Annotated in this window: 18 protein-coding genes; 10 read left to right on the top strand and 8 right to left on the bottom strand. The window is 67.2% G+C overall.

The features are described 5' to 3' along the window. The 5 genes from A5791_RS26655 to A5791_RS05030 form a co-directional block, all read left to right on the top strand. On the top strand, positions 1-1,065 hold a 1,065-nt coding region (locus A5791_RS26655), incomplete at its 5' end, for a hypothetical protein (RefSeq protein WP_067232112.1). Between the two features lie 13 nt (positions 1,066-1,078). Further along, entirely contained in the window at positions 1,079-1,732 is a 654-nt protein-coding gene (locus A5791_RS05045) for a DUF4129 domain-containing protein (protein WP_067232110.1), read from the top strand. Continuing rightward, a complete protein-coding gene (locus A5791_RS05040; protein ID WP_067232109.1) occupies positions 1,714-2,871 on the top strand; it encodes a DUF4350 domain-containing protein in 1,158 nt (385 codons plus the stop codon). The genes A5791_RS05045 and A5791_RS05040 overlap by 19 nt, the downstream gene beginning before the upstream one ends. Continuing rightward, positions 2,868-3,863: a MoxR family ATPase gene (locus tag A5791_RS05035; protein WP_067232106.1), complete on the top strand. Its 996-nt coding sequence runs from the start codon at positions 2,868-2,870 to the stop codon at positions 3,861-3,863. Before A5791_RS05040 ends, A5791_RS05035 begins: the two co-directional genes overlap by 4 nt. Beyond that, positions 3,863-5,185, top strand: coding sequence for a DUF58 domain-containing protein (locus A5791_RS05030; protein ID WP_067232102.1), 1,323 nt, complete (start codon positions 3,863-3,865; stop codon positions 5,183-5,185). The genes A5791_RS05035 and A5791_RS05030 overlap by 1 nt, the downstream gene beginning before the upstream one ends. 208 nt (positions 5,186-5,393) lie before the next feature. Here A5791_RS05030 and A5791_RS05025 read toward each other — a convergent pair whose 3' ends face one another. Then, positions 5,394-6,386: a stage II sporulation protein M gene (locus A5791_RS05025; RefSeq protein ID WP_067232099.1), complete on the bottom strand. Its 993-nt coding sequence runs from the start codon at positions 6,384-6,386 to the stop codon at positions 5,394-5,396. 71 nt (positions 6,387-6,457) lie between these two features. Between A5791_RS05025 and A5791_RS05020 the strand changes: the two genes are divergently transcribed. Beyond that, positions 6,458-7,357: an RDD family protein gene (locus A5791_RS05020; protein WP_067232095.1), complete on the top strand. Its 900-nt coding sequence runs from the start codon at positions 6,458-6,460 to the stop codon at positions 7,355-7,357. 9 nt (positions 7,358-7,366) lie between these two features. Here the strand turns inward: A5791_RS05020 and A5791_RS05015 are convergent, their stop codons facing one another. Further along, on the bottom strand, positions 7,367-7,711 hold the full coding sequence (locus A5791_RS05015) for a hypothetical protein (RefSeq protein ID WP_067232132.1): 345 nt from the start codon (positions 7,709-7,711) through the stop codon (positions 7,367-7,369). A gap of 194 nt (positions 7,712-7,905) precedes the next feature. Between A5791_RS05015 and A5791_RS05010 the strand changes: the two genes are divergently transcribed. Then, on the top strand, positions 7,906-8,619 hold the full coding sequence (locus A5791_RS05010) for a PadR family transcriptional regulator (RefSeq protein WP_067232092.1): 714 nt from the start codon (positions 7,906-7,908) through the stop codon (positions 8,617-8,619). Between the two features lie 84 nt (positions 8,620-8,703). On the opposite strand, the gene glpK is transcribed toward A5791_RS05010, so the two are convergent. After that, positions 8,704-10,230, bottom strand: coding sequence for a glycerol kinase GlpK (gene glpK, locus A5791_RS05005; protein ID WP_067232090.1), 1,527 nt, complete (start codon positions 10,228-10,230; stop codon positions 8,704-8,706). Between the two features lie 48 nt (positions 10,231-10,278). Between glpK and A5791_RS05000 the strand changes: the two genes are divergently transcribed. The 3 genes from A5791_RS05000 to A5791_RS04990 are packed head-to-tail and all read left to right on the top strand — an operon-like array spanning position 10,279 to position 13,373. Next, positions 10,279-11,163 carry a class I SAM-dependent methyltransferase gene (locus tag A5791_RS05000; protein WP_082966748.1) on the top strand — a complete coding sequence of 295 codons (885 nt, stop codon included), beginning with the start codon at positions 10,279-10,281 and terminating at the stop codon, positions 11,161-11,163. A 27-nt stretch (positions 11,164-11,190) separates the two neighbouring features. After that, positions 11,191-12,672, top strand: a complete 1,482-nt coding sequence (locus tag A5791_RS04995; protein ID WP_067232087.1) for a glutamate--cysteine ligase — start codon at positions 11,191-11,193, stop codon at positions 12,670-12,672. Between the two features lie 20 nt (positions 12,673-12,692). Beyond that, entirely contained in the window at positions 12,693-13,373 is a 681-nt protein-coding gene (locus A5791_RS04990; protein ID WP_067232083.1) for a class I SAM-dependent methyltransferase, read from the top strand. Between the two features lie 98 nt (positions 13,374-13,471). Here A5791_RS04990 and egtE read toward each other — a convergent pair whose 3' ends face one another. From egtE to egtA, 5 genes are read right to left on the bottom strand one after another with little or no spacing between them, the layout of a single operon-like run. After that, the gene (egtE, locus tag A5791_RS04985; RefSeq protein ID WP_067232080.1) at positions 13,472-14,608 is read right to left on the bottom strand and encodes an ergothioneine biosynthesis PLP-dependent enzyme EgtE; all 1,137 of its coding nucleotides are present in this window, start codon (positions 14,606-14,608) and stop codon (positions 13,472-13,474) included. Continuing rightward, positions 14,605-15,579, bottom strand: coding sequence for an L-histidine N(alpha)-methyltransferase (gene egtD / locus A5791_RS04980; RefSeq protein WP_067232076.1), 975 nt, complete (start codon positions 15,577-15,579; stop codon positions 14,605-14,607). The genes egtE and egtD overlap by 4 nt, the downstream gene beginning before the upstream one ends. Further along, complete coding sequence (gene egtC / locus A5791_RS04975; protein WP_067232074.1) at positions 15,579-16,286, bottom strand: ergothioneine biosynthesis protein EgtC; 708 nt, start codon at positions 16,284-16,286, stop codon at positions 15,579-15,581. Before egtC ends, egtD begins: the two co-directional genes overlap by 1 nt. Next, a complete protein-coding gene (gene egtB / locus A5791_RS04970) occupies positions 16,286-17,575 on the bottom strand; it encodes an ergothioneine biosynthesis protein EgtB (RefSeq protein ID WP_067232072.1) in 1,290 nt (429 codons plus the stop codon). Before egtB ends, egtC begins: the two co-directional genes overlap by 1 nt. Then, the gene (egtA, locus tag A5791_RS04965; RefSeq protein WP_067232070.1) at positions 17,572-18,846 is read right to left on the bottom strand and encodes an ergothioneine biosynthesis glutamate--cysteine ligase EgtA; all 1,275 of its coding nucleotides are present in this window, start codon (positions 18,844-18,846) and stop codon (positions 17,572-17,574) included. Before egtA ends, egtB begins: the two co-directional genes overlap by 4 nt. Positions 18,847-18,937 lie beyond the last annotated feature (91 nt).

Below are 18,937 nucleotides of genomic sequence, written 5' to 3'. Positions count from 1 at the left end.
TGTCCCGGCTACGGCCCGCCGCCGGGGTACGGCGCCCCGGGGGGCTATGGGTTCCCGCCCGGCTTCGGTCCGCCACCACTGGCGCCGGGCGCCGTCAAACCCGGCATCATCCCGCTGCGGCCGTTGAATCTCAGCGACATCTTCAACGGCGCGGTCGGTTACATCCGCGCCAATCCGAAGGCGACGATCGGGCTGACCGCGGCGGTGGTGCTGGTCATGCAGATCATCAGCTACGTCGCGACGCTGGGCCCATTGGCCGCCGCCAGCCGGCTGAAAAGCGCACCGGCCGCCGAGTTGTCCTGGGCCGACGCGGCCGGCTGGATGCTGGGCCTCGGCGGCAGTGTCCTGGTCGCCTGGCTGGGCGGCATCCTGCTGTCGGGAATGCTCACTGTCGTGGTCGGGCGGGCGGTGTTCGGCTCGCCGATCACCATCGGCGAAGCGTGGGCCAGGATTCGCGGACGGCTGCCGGCCTTGATCGGCCTGTCGCTGCTGGAAGGCGCGGGCGCGGTGGCGATCATCGGGCTGGCGGCGGTGCTCATCGCCGGTGCGGCCACGGTCGGTCATGCAGCGCTGGCGGTCCTGGTGGCGTTTCCGCTGGTCCTCATCGTGATCGCGCTGCTGGCTTACCTGTACATCGCGCTGTTGTTCGCTCCCGTGCTGATCGTGCTGGAAAGACTGCCCGTCTTCGAGGCCATCGGCAGGTCCTTCGCGCTGGTCCGCAACGGGTTCTGGCGGGTGCTGGGCATCTGGCTGCTGGCGACTCTGGCGACGAACATCGTCGCAGGTGCGGTTGGGATGCCGTTCAGCATCGCCGGCCAGGTAATGCTGTCCATGGCGGGCCGATCGTCGCTCGGCATGCTGATCCTCGGCACCACCCTGGCATCCATCGGCTCGGCCTTGGGTCAGATTCTCACCGCTCCGTTCAGCGCCGGGGTGGTGGTGCTGCTCTACACCGACCGACGAATCCGCGCAGAGGCCTTCGACCTGGTGCTGCAGACCGGCGCCGCCGGCGGACCCTCCGCGGGGGAGTCCACCGATCACCTTTGGCTGACCAGGCCCGTTTGAGGACCTACTGACTGTGCCTTCCATCGACATCGACCGTGATGGCGCACATCAGCTTGCCCAGCACGAGCTGGACAAGCCGATCTATTCCCAGTCCTCCTTCAGCCAGAAACTGGACGAATGGATCAACGAATTCCTGTACCGGCTGTTGGAGAAGACTTCCCACATACCTGGCGGGTGGTTCACCGCGACGGTGCTGCTCATTCTGCTGGCGGTTGCGGTGGTGGTCGCCATCCGCATCGCACGCAACATGCTGCGCACCAGACGCGACGGCGACTCCCAGCTGTTCGAAGCCGCGCAGCTTACCGCCGCCCAACACCGTGCAACCGCGGAACGTTATGCAGCGGAAGGGAATTGGGCCGCAGCCATCCGCCACCGGCTGCGCGCGGTCGCCCGCCAACTGGAGGAGACCGGCGTGCTCAACCCGACTCCGGGCCGGACCGCCAATGAACTGGCCCGAGACGCCGGCATCGCGTTGCCTCGTTTGGCAGACGAATTGTCCCAGTCGGCAACGGCATTCAACGACGTGACCTACGGTGAACGCCCCGGAACCCAGGCCGCCTACCAGATGATCGCCGATCTCGACGAACATTTGCGGTCGCGGTCGGCCGGCGCACCGGCAACGGGCATACACCCCGTTCCCGCCGACTCATGGGCACAGGTCCGGTGACGGCGGCCGCGCCCGCTGCGGAGGGTACGGTGACGCGCCGCTGGCGGTCATGGCGCGGGGCAGCGCTCATGCTGGTGTTGTTTGTGGCGGTGGCGGCCATTGGCGCCTACCTGACCGCACCGCGGCCCGGCGGCCGGATGGATGCCGGGGCGACCGGCCCCCACGGTGCCCATGCCCTGGTGACGCTGCTGCGCGACGGCGGCGTGGAGGTCGTCGTCGCCGGCAGCATCGCCGACGTGGAAAGGTCGGCACGTCGCGACACGCTGATCCTGATTGCGCAGAGCCAATACTTGACCGACCGGACCATACTGGACCGCTTGGCACACGTTCCCGGCGATCTGCTACTGGTGGAACCGACTTCGCGAACTCGTGAGGCACTGGCACCGGGCCTGCGCATAGCAAGCGGCGGCCCCTTCAACCGGGAACCGAATTGCTCTCTGCGCGAGGCAGTTCGATCCGGGCCGGTTCGGTTTGGGCCGAGCAGCAGCTACAGCTTCAAAGACGGGCGCGAGGTGACCAGTTGCTACAACGGGGCGTTGATCCGCTATCGCGACGGCGGCCGAACCGTCACGGTGGTCGGCAGTTCGGATTTCATGACGAACGGGAGTCTGCTGCAAGAGGGCAACGCCGCGCTGGCAATGAACCTCGCCGGCGACCGGCCGCGTCTCATTTGGTACGCGCCCGACCACACGGAGGGCGAAAAGCCCTCCGCCACATCGTTTTCAGATCTGATTCCGGACAACGTGAGCTGGATGGCCTGGCAACTGTGCCTGGTCGTACTGCTGGTCGCGTTGTGGAAGGGCCGCCGGATCGGCCCGCTGGTTGCCGAGGAACTGCCCGTCGTGGTTCGGGCGTCGGAGACCGTGGAAGGCCGTGGGCGGTTGTACCGGTCGCGCAGGGCGCGCGATCGCGCCGCCGACGCGCTGCGCACCGCGACATTGCAGCGATTGCTGCCGCGACTCGGCCTGGGCACCAACGCTCCGGCACCCGCGGTGGTGACGGCCGTCGCCGCCCGCAGCGGTGCCGACGTGAATTTCGTTTTCTACCAACTCTTCGGGCCGGTCCCCGCCACCGACAACGACCTGTTACAACTTGCCCGTGCGCTCGACGACATCGAAAGGCAGGTCACCCACCAGTGACGCAACCCTCTTTTACGCCCCACGCCTCTCCAACCCAGACGCCGATCGCTGAGTCGGCGCGCGAGGCACTGCTTGCCCTGCGCACCGAGATCGCCAAGGCCGTCGTCGGACAGGAAGGGGTGATCAGCGGTCTGGTGATCGCCCTGCTGTGTCGCGGTCACGTGTTGCTGGAAGGCGTTCCGGGAGTAGCCAAGACGCTGCTGGTCCGCTCGCTCTCCGCCGCCCTGCAACTGGAATTCAAGCGGGTACAGTTCACCCCCGACCTGATGCCCGGTGATGTCACCGGTTCGCTCGTCTACGACACCCGCACCGCCGCTTTCACCTTCCGGCCCGGCCCGGTGTTCACCAATCTCCTGCTGGCCGACGAGATCAACCGCACCCCGCCCAAGACGCAGGCGGCGCTGCTCGAGGCCATGGAAGAGCGTCAAGTCAGCGTGGACGGCGAGCCCAGGCCACTGCCCGACCCGTTTATCGTCGCCGCGACCCAGAACCCCATCGAGTACGAGGGCACCTACCAATTGCCCGAAGCACAGCTCGACCGCTTCCTGCTCAAGCTGAATGTGACACTGCCGCCCCGCGATTCCGAGATAGCCATCCTCGGGCGGCACGCACACGGCTTCGACCCCCGCGACCTGTCCGATATCAAACCGGTCGCCGGGCCGGCGGAGTTGGCAGCCGGACGCGAGGCGGTGCGCCAGGTGCTGATCGCCGACGAAGTGCTGGGCTACATCGTCGACATCGTCGGAGCCACGCGGTCTTCCCCCGCACTGCAGCTCGGTGTGTCGCCACGCGGGGCAACCGCGCTCCTCGGCACCGCGCGGTCCTGGGCATGGCTGTCCGGCCGCAGCTACGTCACTCCCGACGACGTCAAGGCCATGGCCCGCCCGACACTTCGGCACCGGGTGATGCTGCGTCCGGAAGCCGAGCTCGAAGGCGCCACACCCGACGGCGTGCTCGAGGGAATATTGGCGTCGGTTCCGGTGCCCCGCTAGTGATCCTGACCGGACGCGCCGGATTGGCGGCACTGATCTGTGTCCTGCCGATCACGCTGTCGCCTTGGCCGGCAAAGGCTTTCGAAGCTCTGCTGGTAGCGCTGGCAGCACTGGTGGCCATCGATGTCGGGTTGGCGGCCAGCCCGCGCAGGTTGCGGTATATCCGCTCGCCGGACAGTTCGGTCCGGCTGGCCCAGCCGGTGGCGGCGGGTCTGCTGATTCACAACGACGGCCGCCGCCGGTTCCGCGGTCAGATCCGTGATGCCTGGCCGCCCAGTGCCTGTGCGCAGCCACGCGCCCACACCGTCGTCATTGCCGCCGGGCAGCGTGAACATGTCGAGACCCGGCTGCGGCCGGTCCGTCGTGGCGACCAGCGCGCGGCCGTGATCACCGCCCGTTCGGTCGGTCCGCTGGGGTTGGCGGGGCGACAAGCTTCGCAGCGGGTGCCCGGGCAGATTCGTGTGCTGCCGCCGTTCCTGTCTCGTAAGCACCTGCCGTCCCGGCTCGCCAAGCTGCAGGAGATCGACGGCCTGCTCCCCACGCTGATCCGCGGACAGGGCACCGAATTCGACTCGCTGCGCGAGTATGTCGTCGGCGACGACGTCCGCTCAATCGACTGGCGGGCAACCGCGCGCCGCGCCGACGTCATGGTCCGCACCTGGCGGCCGGAGCGCGACCGGCGGGTCGTGCTGGTCCTCGATACCGGCCGGATGGCCGCCGGTCGCGTCGGTGTCGACCCCACCGCCGCCGATCCCGCGGGGTGGCCCCGACTGGACTGGTCGATGGACGCCGCACTGCTGCTGGCCGCGCTCGCGTCGCGGGCCGGCGACAACGTCGACTTCCTGGCCCACGACCGGGTGACCCGGGCCGGCGTGTTCGGCGCATCGCGAACCGAACTGTTGGCCCAGCTGGTCAACGCGATGGCCCCGCTGCAACCGACGCTTGTCGAGTCCGATTGGCGCGCAATGGTAGCCGCAATTTCCCGACGTACCCGGCGACGGTCGCTGGTGGTGTTGTTGACCGACCTGAACGCGACCGCTCTCGACGAGGGCCTGCTGCCGGTGCTGCCGCAGTTGTCGGCCAAGCACCACGTGCTGATCGCCGCGGTCGCCGACCCGCGCGTCGACGAAATGGCCTCCGGGCGTTCGGATCCCGCCGCGGTGTACGACGCGGCGGCGGCCGAACGGTCCCGCAACGATCGCCGCGCGATCGCATCGCGACTGCGCCGAAGCGGGGTGGAAGTCGTCGACGCGCCACCTGCCGAGATCGCGCCCGCTCTTGCGGATCGCTATATAGCGATGAAAGCCACTGGGCGACTGTAGGTTTAGGACGAGCGATTGATCGCTGTTGGTCGGAGTCCACGGCGGCATTCGTAGTCTCAGGCTCTAGTGTGAACTCTGGGCTTTGCGCGTGTGAATCCTGGGCTTTGTGCGTGCGCCCTGGGCGGAAAGTCGCGTCGATTCCCGCCGTACATTCACACCGAAAGCCGTACATTCACACTGAAAGCCGTCGGTTCACACTCGGCAAGGTTCAGCGAGTGGGGACCACGTCGGGCGCGTCATCGATGTCGCCGGTTTCCCCGGCCCGCACCGCGCGACGGCCGAAATACACGACGTACGACAAGAACGCCGCCTCGGCGATCACTCCTATGCCCACCCGAACGAACGTCGGCAGCGGCGACGGCGTCACCAAGGCCTCGATCAAGCCGGAGACCAACAGCACGCCCACCAATCCGATCGCCACCGACACCACGCCACGGCCATGTTCGGCAAGCACTTGGCCGCGCGGGCGGTCACCCGGCGATATCACCGACCAGCCCAACCGCATCCCGGCCGCTCCGGCCAGGAACACCGCGGTCAACTCGAGTAGTCCGTGCGGGGCGAGTAGGCCGAGCAGCAGGCCCCCTTTGCCGTTCTGGAACATCAGTCCGGCGATGACGCCCAGGTTGGCCGCGTTTTCGAACAGCGCGAACGGAATCGGCAGGCCCAGCACGACCGAGAAGGCGATGCACTTGGCGGCCACCCAGGAATTGTTCACCCACACTTGCAGCGCGAACGCCGCGGCGGGGTGCTCACTGTAGTACGACTCGACGTCGTGGTTGACCAATTGGTCTATGTCCCTTGGTGTTCCGACGACAGCCTGCACTTCCGGATTGCCCGCCACCCAGAACGCGATGACCACGGCGACGACGAAGAAGGCCACCGCCGTCGCCAGCCACCATCGCCAGGCCCGATAAGCCACGACGGGGAACGACACCGTCCAGAACCGGGTGAACGTACGGCTCAGCGGGGCGTGTGCGCCGGTCACCGCGGCGCGAGCGCGAGCGACCAAGCTGGAGAGCCGGCCAACCAGCAGCGAATCAGACGAGGCCGACCGCAGCATCGACAGGTGCGTGGACACCCGCTGGTAGAGCTCGACGAGTTCGTCGACTTCGGCACCCGTCAGCGACCGGCGCCTCTTGATCAACTGATCGAGCCGGTCCCAGGTACCGCGATGGGTCAGCACGAAGGCGTCGACATCCACGCTGCGCAGCTTAGCTTCGCCGGCTGCAGGCGGGCCATGACGATCACGCGCAGCATGTACCGTTCGGTGTTATGTCCGAGGTGGTGACCGGCGACGCAGTAGTACTGGACGTGCAGATCGCCCAGTTGCCGGTGCGGCTGCTCAGCGCGGTGATCGACCTGACGCTGATGTTCGTGGGCTGGGTGCTCGGCATGATGCTGTGGGCAGTCACGCTGCGCGAGTTCGACGAGGCGTTGACCACCGCCATCCTGATCATTTTCACGGTGCTGGTGATAGTCGGTTATCCGGTCGCGATCGAGACCGCGACGCGCGGCCGCTCGGTGGGCAAGATGGCGATGGGTCTGCGGGTGGTGTCCGACGACGGCGGCCCGGAACGCTTCCGGCAGGCGCTGTTTCGAGCGTTGGCGTCGGTGGTGGAGATCTGGACCCTGTTCGGCAGCCCCGCCGTGATCTGCAGCTTGTTGTCGCCGAAGGCCAAACGCATCGGCGACATCTTCGCGGGCACCGTCGTAGTCAGTGAACGCGGGCCCCGGTTGGGACCGCCGCCGGCGATGCCGCCATCGCTGGCATGGTGGGCGTCGTCGCTGCAGCTGTCCGGCCTGACCGCGGGGCAAGCCGAGGTTGCACGTCAATTCCTTTCCCGGGCAGCGCAACTCGACCCGAGGCTGCGTGACCAGATGGCCTATCGGATCGCCAGTGACGTGATTTCCCACATCGCGCCGCCACCTCCACCCGGTGCACCGCCCCAGCTGGTGCTTGCGGCCGTCCTCGCTGAACGACACCGGCGCGAGCTAGCTCGGATGCAGCCGACGGGCCTGCCCCCGGGTCCTGGCCGCTGGCCGCCGGCAGGGCCGCCGGTCGGGCCGCCCATGGCGCCCCAGCCACCCTCCGGCTGGCAGCAGCCGGCCCCGTGGCCGCAGGCTGAGCCGCAGCAGGCTCCGCGTAGCGGCGGATTCTCACCGCCGCACTGATTGGCCGCCCTATGGGGCGACGGTGACTGCCATGACGATGACGTCGGCGATCAGCAGCGCCCACCCCAGTAGCGGAACGACGATGCCGCCCTTGTGCTTCGCGGTGAAGAAAGAGACGACGATCACCACGAAGGCCACCACCGGCGCACCGTAGAAGGCGACACCGAAGTCGATCCCGCCACGGCCCAGGTTGGGGCAAGAGCGTTCGCTGCAGGCATCGGTACTCATGACGGCGCCGAGCGCGAACAGCATCACAATCGCTGCGCCGGGGACCGTGCATATAGCCAGCCCCCAGTTCACCCACGACCAAACCCGCCCGTTTCGGCGGCTTTGACCCTGCACCGGTTGACTCATGTTTCGCGCTGGATTGTCGAACGTCTGATGGGCATTTTCAACGTTCATCGTTCAGGAGCTACCCGTTACGACGGGATACAAACGACCCAGAAACCGCGCTCACCAGTACCGTTGCATCGCGTTCGATCACGATATATCGTGATATACCGAGGCAGGCAGACGCCGCCTCTTCTCAGACAAAAGGATTTGGACACATGAACACTCCATTCACTCCTCCGGGCGGGCCATTCGCTGCCCGCCCCGGCTTCGGATTCGGCTTCGGACCTGCCGGCCCCGTCCAACGACGGGCGCTGCACGGCGCCAGGCGGCAGGCCCGGCGAGAATTCTTCGAGCATCTCCGCGAAAACGCCGGTGGCCACGACGGACCCCTGGGTTTCGGCCCCGGCTTCGGCCCTGGTTTCGGGCCCGGTTTCGGGCCGGGCTTCGGTTTCGGCGGCCCGCGGGGCGGTTGGCGTCGCGGCGGCCGTGGGCGCGGACGTCGCGGCGACGTGCGGGCGGCCATTCTGGTGCTGCTGGCCGAGCGTCCGATGCACGGCTACGAGATGATCCAGCAGATCGCCGAGCGCAGCAACGGAATTTGGAAGCCCAGCCCGGGCTCCGTTTATCCGACACTGCAACTGCTGGACGACGAAGGGCTGATCGCCACCAGCGAAACCGACGGCAGCAAGAAGCTTTTCGAGCTGACTGACGACGGCCGGGCGGCGGCTGAGAAGGTCGAAACCCCTCCGTGGGAGGAGATCGCCGAAGGCGCCGACCCGGGTCATGTCAATTTACGGGCGTCCATGGGTCAGCTGTTCGGTGCCGTCGCGCAATCCGCACACACCGCCACTGCCGAGCAGCAGCAGCGCATTGTCGAGATCATCAACAATGCGCGGCGGGAAATCTACGGCATCCTCGGCGAGGACTGAGCCCCCAGCCCCGCGAGCGTGCGCAAATGTACGGCCGCACCCGACGTGTCGGTGTACAAACGCGCACGCTCGCGGCAAGGAAAACTAGGACACGTCGACCCAGTCGAGGGTTCGTTGCACCGCTTTGCGCCAGCCGGCGTACCCCGCGGCGCGCTGGTCGTCGTCCCACGCCGGCGTCCAGCGCTTGTCCTCCTGCCAATTGGCCCGCAGGTCCGACGGGTCGGCCCAGAACCCGACGGCCAAGCCAGCCGCGTACGCAGCGCCGAGGGCCGTCGTCTCGGCGACTACCGGACGCACCACGTCCACGCCCAGCACGTCGGCCTGAATCTGCATGCACAGATTGTTGGTGGTGATGCCGCCGTCGACCTTCAGCACCTCGAGGCGGACACCGGAATCCGCTGCCATCGCGTCCACCACATCACGGCTCTGGTAGCAGATCGCCTCCAGCGTCGCGCGGGCCAGATGAGCGTTGGTGTTGAATCGCGACAGCCCCACGATCGCGCCGCGGGCATCTGATCGCCAGTAGGGTGCGAACAACCCGGAGAAGGCCGGCACGAAGTACACGCCGCCGTTGTCAGCAACTTGACTTGCCAAGGATTCGCTTTGGGCTGCGCCGCTGATGATCCCCAACTGGTCGCGCAGCCATTGCACCGCCGAGCCGGTCACGGCGATCGAGCCCTCAAGCGCGTAAACGGGTTTGGCGTCCCCGAACTGGTAGCACACCGTGGTCAGCAGGCCGTTGTTAGACCGAACGATCGTCTCGCCGGTGTTCAGCAGCAGGAAATTGCCTGTCCCATAGGTGTTTTTAGCCTCTCCTTCTGCCAAACACACCTGACCGACCATCGCCGCATGCTGATCGCCGAGGACACCGGTGATCGGCACCTCGGCACCGACCGGTCCGCTATCCAGCGTCACGCCATACGGCTGCCGCGGTGACGATGGCTCGATCGCCGGCAGCATCGCCCTGGGGATGGAGAAGAAGGACAACAGCTCGTCGTCCCAGTCCAACGTCTCCAGGTCCATCAGCATGGTGCGGCTGGCGTTGGTCACATCGGTGACGTGTACGCCGCCGCGCGATCCACCGGTCAGGTTCCATAACAACCAGGTATCCGGGGTGCCGAAGAGGGCGTCGCCGCGTTCGGCGTCGGCCCGCACGCCGTCGACGTTGTCGAGGATCCACTGCAACTTCCCGCCGGAAAAATAGGTCGCCGGTGGCAGGCCCGCCTTACGCCGGATCACGTCGCCACGGCCGTCGCGGTCCAGCGCCGACGCGATGCGGTCGGTGCGGGTGTCCTGCCAGACGATGGCGTTGTAATACGGCCTACCGGTGCGCCGGTTCCACACCAGGGTCGTCTCACGCTGATTGGTAATCCCGAGCGCGGCAATGTCTTTCGGAGAAAGGTTGGCCGTGTTCAATACCGACATCAAGACCGACGCGGTACGTTCCCAGATCTCCACCGGATTGTGTTCCACCCAGCCGGCGCGCGGCAGGATCTGCTCGTGCTCGAGTTGGTGACGGGCCACCTCGCCACCGCCGCGATCGAAGAGCATGCAGCGCGTGCTGGTGGTGCCCTGGTCGATGGCGGCTATGAAATCGGGGAACCCGGCCACCTAGCTCTCCTCCGCTGTGAGCTCGGACACTGCATCCAATCGTCCATGATGGTCCATATGACGACCCAAGCAGCCATCGACGACATGCCGCGCGGCGGACCCGACGCTTCGTGGCTGGACCGCAAGTTGCAGACCGACCGTCTGGAATACCTCGACCGTGACGACGCCGACAACAAGAAGCGTGCGGTGGTCCGCTCGTTGGACCGGATGGGACGGCTTTTCGGGCAGCACGAAATATTTGCCCGCGCCGCGTTCGAGGAGGTCCGCGACGTGCCCGATCCCAAGATCCTGGAACTGGGCTCAGGCCATGGCGGGCTGTCGCGGAAGTTGCTGGAGATGCTTCCCACCGCGCATATCACCGTTACCGACGTCGAGCCGGCATCGGTGGCCGCGATTGCAGCCGGCGATCTGGGCGATCACCCACGCGTCACGGTCCGCGAGATGGACGCCACGGCCATCGACGCGCCCGACGGCAGCTACGACCTGGCAGTGTTCGCGCAGTCTTTCCACCACTTGCCACCGGCGTTGGCATCGCGCGTGTTCGCCGAGGGCACCCGGGTCGCGGACAAGCTGGTGATCATCGACCTGCCGCGGCCACCTTCGCTGCTGCACATCCTGCAGCTGTCGCAGATGCTGCCGTTGGCGCTGTTCCCGCTCCTGCACGACGGCGTGATCAGTTCGCTGCGGGCCTACAGCCCCTCTGCGCTGCGGGCACTGGCCCGGCATGCCGACCCAACAATCCACGTCGAGCTGCGCGGCGGCGGCCTGCTCAATTCCCCCATCCACCCACGCCCGCAGATCGTCGTGGCCACCCGTGGCGATCGCGAGCGCGGCGCAGCGGGGCGTGGGGGCACCCCCGCGAAGCTGGGGGACGGGTCGCCACCATCAGGCCGTGGCGATCGCGGCTCACCACGGTGGCGTAGGGGTCGGTAACCTGTTGCATCGGCTTCGGGAGACTTTGTGGGCGAAGAGGTAAAGCGCACCACGTATGACCGCGCACAGCGGCGGGAATACCGGCGCAAGGTGCAGCTGTGCCTGGACGTCTTCGAGACGATGCTGACCCGGGCCAGGTTCGAAGCGGACCGCCCGCTCACCGGCATGGAGATCGAGTGCAACCTCGTCGACTCCAATTACCAGCCCGCAATGTCGAACCGGGACGTGCTGAAGGCCATCGCCGACCCGGCCTACCAGAACGAATTGGGCGCCTACAACATCGAATTCAACGTGCCGCCGCGTCCGTTGCGCGGACACGCCGGATTGGACCTCGAGGCAGAAGTGCGGGCCAGCCTGAACGATGCGGAGACTCGGGCCTGTTCCGGCCCCGGAGCGGGAGCCCACATTGTGATGATCGGCATCCTGCCCACCCTGATGCCGGAGCATTTGAATGAGGGCTGGATGAGCGAGTCGACGCGGTATACGGCGCTCAACGATTCCATCTTTTCCGCCCGCGGCGAGGACATCCCGATCAATATCGCCGGTCCGGAGCCGCTGAGCTGGCAGGCCGCCTCGATTGCGCCTGAATCCGCTTGCACCAGTATGCAATTGCATTTGCAGCTGGCTCCGGCGGATTTCGCTGCCCACTGGAACGCGGCCCAGGTGCTGGCCGCTCCGCAGCTGGCACTGGGTGCGAACTCCCCCTACTTCTTCGGCCACCAACTGTGGGCGGAAACCCGGATCGAGCTGTTCGCGCAGTCCACCGACACCCGGCCCGAGGAGCTCAAGATTCAGGGCGTGCGCCCGCGAGTGTGGTTCGGGGAACGCTGGATCGACTCGGTCGTAGACCTTTTCAAGGAGAACATCCGCTACTTCCCGTCCCTGCTGCCCGAGGTGTCCGAGGAAGACCCGGCGGCCGAGTTGGCATCCGGGCGCATCCCGCAGCTGGCTGAATTGCGGCTGCACAACGGCACGGTCTACCGGTGGAACCGGCCGGTCTACGCCGTGGTCGGCGGGCGCCCACACCTGCGCCTGGAAAATCGGGTGCTGCCGGCAGGGCCCACCGTCATTGACATGCTGGCGAATTCGTCGTTGTACTACGGCGCCCTGCACAGCCTGGCCGCAGCGGATCCACCGCTGTGGTCGGAAATGAATTTCGCTGCGGCGCAAGCCAATTTCCTGCACACGGCTCAGCATGGCATGGATTCGCGACTGCAGTGGCCGGGACTGGGCGAGGTGACGCCCGATCGGCTGGTGTTGGACACGTTGCTGCCGATGGCCGATGACGGACTGCGGGCGTTGGGGGTCGACGCGCAGGTGCGCGACCGTTTTCTCGGCGTCATCGAGGGCCGCGCCAAGACCGGGCGCAACGGCGCGCACTGGCAGGTGTCCACCGTCCGGGCACTGCAAGACGGCGGCATGACCCGGCCGCAGGCCCTGGCCGAGATGCTGCGCCGGTACTGCGAGCACATGCATGCCAACGAGCCCGTGCACACCTGGGACACCTAGCCTCGCGTAGTTTGGGAGCCATGGCCGACGAGGTGATGGACTGGGACAGCACTTACCGCGAGGAGGGCCAGTTCGAGGGGCCGCCGCCATGGAATATCGGTGAGCCGCAACCAGAATTGGCCGCGCTGATCGCCGCCGGAAAGGTCCGCAGCGACGTGCTGGACGCCGGGTGCGGGTTCGCCGAGCTGTCGTTAGCGCTGGCCGCCGACGGCTACACGGTGGTGGGCATCGACATCACGCCCACCGCTATCGCGGCGGCCACCAAAGCCGCACAGGAACGCGGGTTGACCACCGCCAGCTTCGAGCAGGCCGACATCACCGACTTCACCGGCTACGACGGTCGCTTCTCCACCGTCATCGACAGCACGCTGTATCACTCGCTACCGGTCGAAAGCTTGGACGGCTACCTGAGCTCGGTGCACCGCGCGGCAGCCCCTGGCGCCAACTTCTACGTGCTGGTGTTCGCCAAGGGTGCCTTCCCCGCGGAGATGAACCCGAAGCCTAATGAGGTCGACGAGAACGAACTACGCGCCAAGGTGAGCCAGTACTGGGAGATCGACGACATCCGACCGGCCTTTGTCCACGCCAATATCCCGAACTTGCCCCCGGACGCGCCGTTCCAATTTCCGCAGCACGACCGCGACGAGAAAGGCCGGATGAAGCTGCCCGCCTATCTGCTGAGCGCGCACAAAGCCGGGTGACAGTTCCCGCGCTTCGTCGAAATCGACGGTAGCGCGGTCCATTCTCGCGATTTTTCACGCCAACGTCGATCTCGGCGTCGCCTCGCGCACAAAGCCGGCTAAGCGGTCGCAGCGGTTGCCGCAATCAGTGCTTCGGCGAAGGTTTCCAGGTCCTCAGCCGTGGTGTCGATGTGCGGCGAGATCCGTAGCACAGGTCCGGCTAGCTCCAGCGGCGCCCGCGCCACCCCGACAAGGGTGGTCAGGATCCGACGCTCCTCGAGCAACCACGACCGCACGGCCGCAGGATCGACGCCGTCGGCCGGTGCCAGAGTGGTGATCGCGCTCGGCTCCTCGACCTCTTCGACCACCGTCCAATCGGGCACATCGGCCAGTGCGCCGCGGCTGCTCGCGCCGAGCTCGGCCAGGCGACCGCGTACGGACTCCGGACCGCAGGCCAAATACTCTCCTATCGCCACCGAAAATCCCACGCGCGCAGCAACATTCGCCTCACCGAACTCCAGTTGCCGGGCCACGCTGAAGTGCGCCGCCCATTCCGGTGCCGTCAAGCGTGGCCGTAACCGCTCCATCAGGTGAGGACGAACGGCCAGCACACCGACGCCGCGCGGCCCCGCGATCCACTTGCGCGACGACGAATAGGTGACGTCTGCACCCACCACGCAATCCACCTGACCCAGCGCCTGGGCCGCGTCGACGACCAACGGCAGACCCAACTCGCGGCAGAGCTCCGCCACCATGGGCAGCGGTTGTACGACGCCGCTGTGGCTGCCCACGGCGGTGAGGTGGACCAGCTCGGGCGGGTCCTCGCCCAGCGCCAAAGCCGCGTCGTCGAGGGCTAACCGGCCGTCGTCGAGAGTCGGCAGCAGCTGACGCTCGAATCCGTGGACATCCATCAGGGCCAGGTTGGGACCGTATTCGCCGGGCAGACAAGCCAGCCTCTTTCGGTCGCCCGGCCAGCTGCCCAACAGCAAATCCAGTGCGTTGAACGAGCCGGTGGTGAACACCACGTCGGCGTCGGGCAGGCCGATCAGCGCGGCAAATGCCGCGCGTCCGGCGTCGAGCGCGGGTACGGCGGCCTCGGCTGCGACGTAACCACCGACTTCGGCCTCGTAACGCGCATGCCGGGCCGCCGCGTCGATCGCCGCGACGCTCTGGCGTGAGCAGGCCGCGCTGTCCAGGTGCAGCCCGGCGACGGGCGGACGGGCCGCGCGCCATCGGTCGGCCAGCGGCTCGCTCACTTGTCGGGCTTGACGGCGAGGGACAGTCCGAAGTCGCCGGCGCCGTCGGTCCACCAGCGGATGCGGCGCAAGCCGGCCGCGGCCAATTCGGCATTCACTCCGTCCGGGCGGAACTTGCACGACACTTCGGTCAGCATCTCCTCGCCCGCCGCAAAATCGACGCTCAAATCGAGCCCACCGACGCGCACCCGTTGACGACGATCGGACCGCAACCACATCTCGATGCGTTCCTCTTCGGTGTTCCACCGCGCGACGTGCTGATAGGCGTCGACGTCGAAGTCGGCGTCCAGTTCCCGGTTGATCACCGCGAGCACGTTGCGGTTGAACCGTGCCGTCACGCCGGCCGTATCGTCGTAGGCCCGCACCAACCGGTCGATATCCTTGACCAAGTCGCTGCCCAGCAGCAGTCCGTCGCCAGGCCGCATCACCGCGGCCAGGGTGGCGAGGAACTCCGCACGCGGCTCAGCGGTGAGGTTGCCGATCGTCGATCCCAAGAACACGAACAGCCGTCGTCCGCCGCTGGGGATTTCACTCAGGTGTTCCTCGAAATCGCCGCAGACAGCGGCGATTTCGACGCCTGGATATTCACGTTGAATAGCCGCGGCGGTGGTCGACAGCATGGTGGCGTCGACGTCGAAGGGCACAAACCTGCGCAGCGATCCACGATCGCGCAGCGCATCCAGTAACAGTCGGGTCTTCTCCGACGTCCCCGCCCCCAGTTCGACCAGGGTGTCGGCCCGGCTCGCGGATGCGACCTCCGCCGACCGGGCACGCAGGATCTCGGCCTCGGCACGGGTCGGGTAATACTCGGGCAGCCGGGTGATCTGGTCGAACAGGTCGCTGCCCACCGAGTCGTAGAACCACTTGGGCGGCAGAGATTTCGGCGTCTTCTGCAACCCCTCGGACACATCGCGGCGCAACGCCTGATACGCCGCGTCGGCGGCGAGGTGGTTGGACAGCGACGGCGTCATCAAGGTCCTTTCGCGGATTTTGCGGGAACCAGCGGGGTCAGGGTGACACCGTTCGCCGTCACTTCGACGAGATGGCGGTCCGGCACGTCCTCCCATTCGGGGTCGTCGTCGTAAGGCTCGCTGGCCAGCACCACACCGCCGGCGCGGTGCAGGATGGACAAGGTGTCGCCCCAGGCGGTGGCCAGTAGTCGAGATCCGTTGGCGGCCAGCACGTTGAGTCTGGCAATGGGATCGGCGGTCCCCAATTCCACGACCGTGTCACCCAGGGCATCCATTCCTCGCTCGAATATGGTGGCCGCGAGCATCGCACTGTCGCATACCGATTCGGCCGACCGGCTGAGCGGAAGTAGACCGCGGTCGACAATCCCGTTGTGCGACAACAGCCATCGGCCATCGGTGAACGGTGCTGTCGCGCTGACCTCGATCGGCATGCCGGCGGTGGCCGAGCGCACCGCGGCCACCACGCAGTGGCTGCGCAGGGCAGGCGCGACCGACTCGAACGACACGTCGCCCCACAACGGCGCCGCACTGCGCCAGCGCCTGGGTACCTCGCCGTCGAAAAACCCGACCCCCCATCCGTCGGCGTTCAGCAAGCAGTGCTTTTGCCGGCGCGGCGCATACGACTGGACCCGAAGGCCATAGGGCGGGTCCAGCATTAGCGATGAGACGGTGACGTCAGCTCCGAGCCAGCCGAGGTGACGGCACATCAGACGTCCCACGCCAACCGGACGCCGGAAAAGATCTGACGACGGTACGGGTGATCCCAATTGCGGAAACTGGGCCGCAGGATGGCCGACTCCACGGCCCACGATCCACCCCGCAACACCCGGTAGTCGCCGTCGAAGAACGGCTGCGAGTAACGCTGATACACCATGGGCACGAATCCGGGCCAGGGCCGCAGCGGTGAGCTCGTCCACTCCCAGACGTCGCCCAGCATCTGCTCCGCCCCGTAAGCCGAAGCCCCGCCAGGGTAGGTGCCCACCGGGGCCGGACGCAGCGAGGTGCCCCCGAGGTTGGCGCGAACGTCCGACGGCGCCTCGTCACCCCATGGATAGCGGCGTCGGGTGTTCGTCGCCGGATCCCACGCGCAGGCCTTCTCCCATTCCGCCTCAGTTGGTAAGCGGGCTCCGGCCCAGGCCGCGTAGGCCTCGGCCTCGAAGTAGCTGATGTGCTGTACCGGTTCGTCAGGCGGAATGTCCTCGACGTAGCCGAACCGGGTTCGCCCTCGCCCGTCGGCAGCCCAGAATTGCGGCGCGGTAAGACCCGCCTTGAGGCGATGCTGCCAGCCGCGGTCCGACCACCACCGCGGCTGGGTGTAGCCGCCGTCGTCGATGAAGTGTTGCCATTCGCCGTTGGTGACGGGCACCCGGCCGATCCGGAACGCCGGCACGTCGACGATGTGGGCAGGGCGTTCGTTGTCCAATGAGTAGGGTTCGACGGCGGCGTCCACACCCAGCTGGAACGGGCCGCCGGGCACCAACACCGACGTTCCGCCGAGACGAGGGCGGCCCGCGGGCAAGGCGGCGGCGTCGGTGAGGAGCGGCGGCCCCGGGCGCAGGTTCAGTGCCTGCAGCATCGTCTCGTCGTGTTGGTTTTCGTGGCTGATCACCATCCCGAAGGTGAACCGCGTTCGGTCGAAAGCTGGGTCGTCCGGAAGTGCGTCGAGGGCGTCCAGCGCGGCGGATCGCACGGTGCGGCAATACGAGCGCGCGCGATCCGGTGACAGCAGCGGCAGGTCGACCCGACTGGCGCGGGAGTGTTCGAAGGCGTCGTAGAGGGTCTCGACTGCCGGCGGCAGCATTCCCGGCCGGTTCGGGTCGCCGGCACGCAGCAGCCACAGCTCTTCCTGCTGACCGATATGCGCCAGATCCCACACCAGTGGGCTCATCAGCGGATCGTATTGACGACAAAGTTCGGCATCGTCGAAATCGACCAGCCGTAGTGTGCGCGTGCGCGCCCGCTCCAGATCGTCGGCAAGTCGTTGTCGGGAGGTCACACGTCCCCTTCGGTTAGCCGCGCGACGGTCGGGGCGATGCCGTGTGCGATTACCTGGTCGGAAAAGTCGTCCCCGGGGCAGCGGCCCTGTTCGACGTTGCGGACCAATCGCTCCATCGCGTCGGTGAGTTCTGGTGGCGCCTGCTCAGCTGCCACTGCCACGCACCGGTTGGCCGCCTCGTACAGGCGGCGATCACGCAGGCCGAGGCGGGCGGCGTTGTCCCAGGCGGTGGCTACCGGTTCGACGGCTTCGGCAGCGATGTCGGCGGCATTCGGATCGTCGAGCAACATGACCAGCGTGAACAGCAGTGCGGGCCAGAACTCGTCCGGCACGCTGTCGAGGTAGCGGATCTCTAGCCACTGGCGCGGGCGTACCGGCGGAAACAGTGTGGTCAGGTGATACTCCAGGTCCGCCACGGTGGGGCGGCGGTCGCCGAGCAACACCCGGCCGTCCACCCAGTCGGTGAAGGGCACGTAGTGGGTGACCGCGGTGGCCTCCGGGTTATTCACCAGCATCACCGGCGCCTTGAGTGCGTAGCGCGCCCAGTCGGTGCCGGGGTCGACACCGCTGGCGCCCAGGATGGGCCCGCATCGGGCGGAGTCCATCTGGCCCCACACTCGCTGCCGGGTGGACAGCCAGCCGGAGAACTCGCCGCCGAGCATCGGAGAGTTGGCGGCCACCGCAATCATCGTGGGCCCCAAGGCATGCGCCAGGCGCACCCGGGCGGCCCAACCTGCCTGCGGCCCGGCGTCCAGGTTCACTTGGATCGACGCGGTCGAGGTCATCATCGCCGCGCCCGCCTCAGCCGAGTCGCTGGCGGCGAAGAACTGCTCCATGGCGCGGTAACGCGCGCCCGGGTTGATGCGGTGCGGCGGCCGCAGCGGATCGGCGCCCAGAAAAACCAGCCCCAGCCCCGCGTCGGCAAAACCTGACCGCAGCACGGCCTGATCGCGACGCATGTCGGCAATGGCCGGCACCACACCCTCGATGGGTGGGCCGGACAGTTCGACGGCGCCGCCGGGCTCCACGGTGACCGCGCTGCCGCCGGGAAGTGTGGGCAGCGGCTCGAGGACCGCGGTGATTTCCTGCCAGCTCGGCCTCCGGTACGGGTCGGCGGGGTCGAAGCAGTGTGCCTCCATCTCCAAACCGACTCGGCCCAGGGGGGCATCGACCAAACAGGTCTCTGCGATGTATTGAGCAGCGGCCGCGGAACTGGCCATCTCCGCTTCGCCCGAATCCGGCCGCTGCGAGGTCGCGGCGGTGACGGTCATATCACGATCCCTCCGGGCCCGAGCATGTCCAAGCATGCCCTGTGGACCGTTAGTTGCGCGGCTACCGGAACGATAACCGCCACCACTTCAT

This window comes from Mycobacterium sp. 852002-51163_SCH5372311 (genome assembly GCF_001667115.1).
Taxonomy (GTDB): Bacteria; Actinomycetota; Actinomycetes; order Mycobacteriales; family Mycobacteriaceae; genus Mycobacterium.
This window is presented reverse-complemented; position numbering and strand designations above follow the sequence as displayed.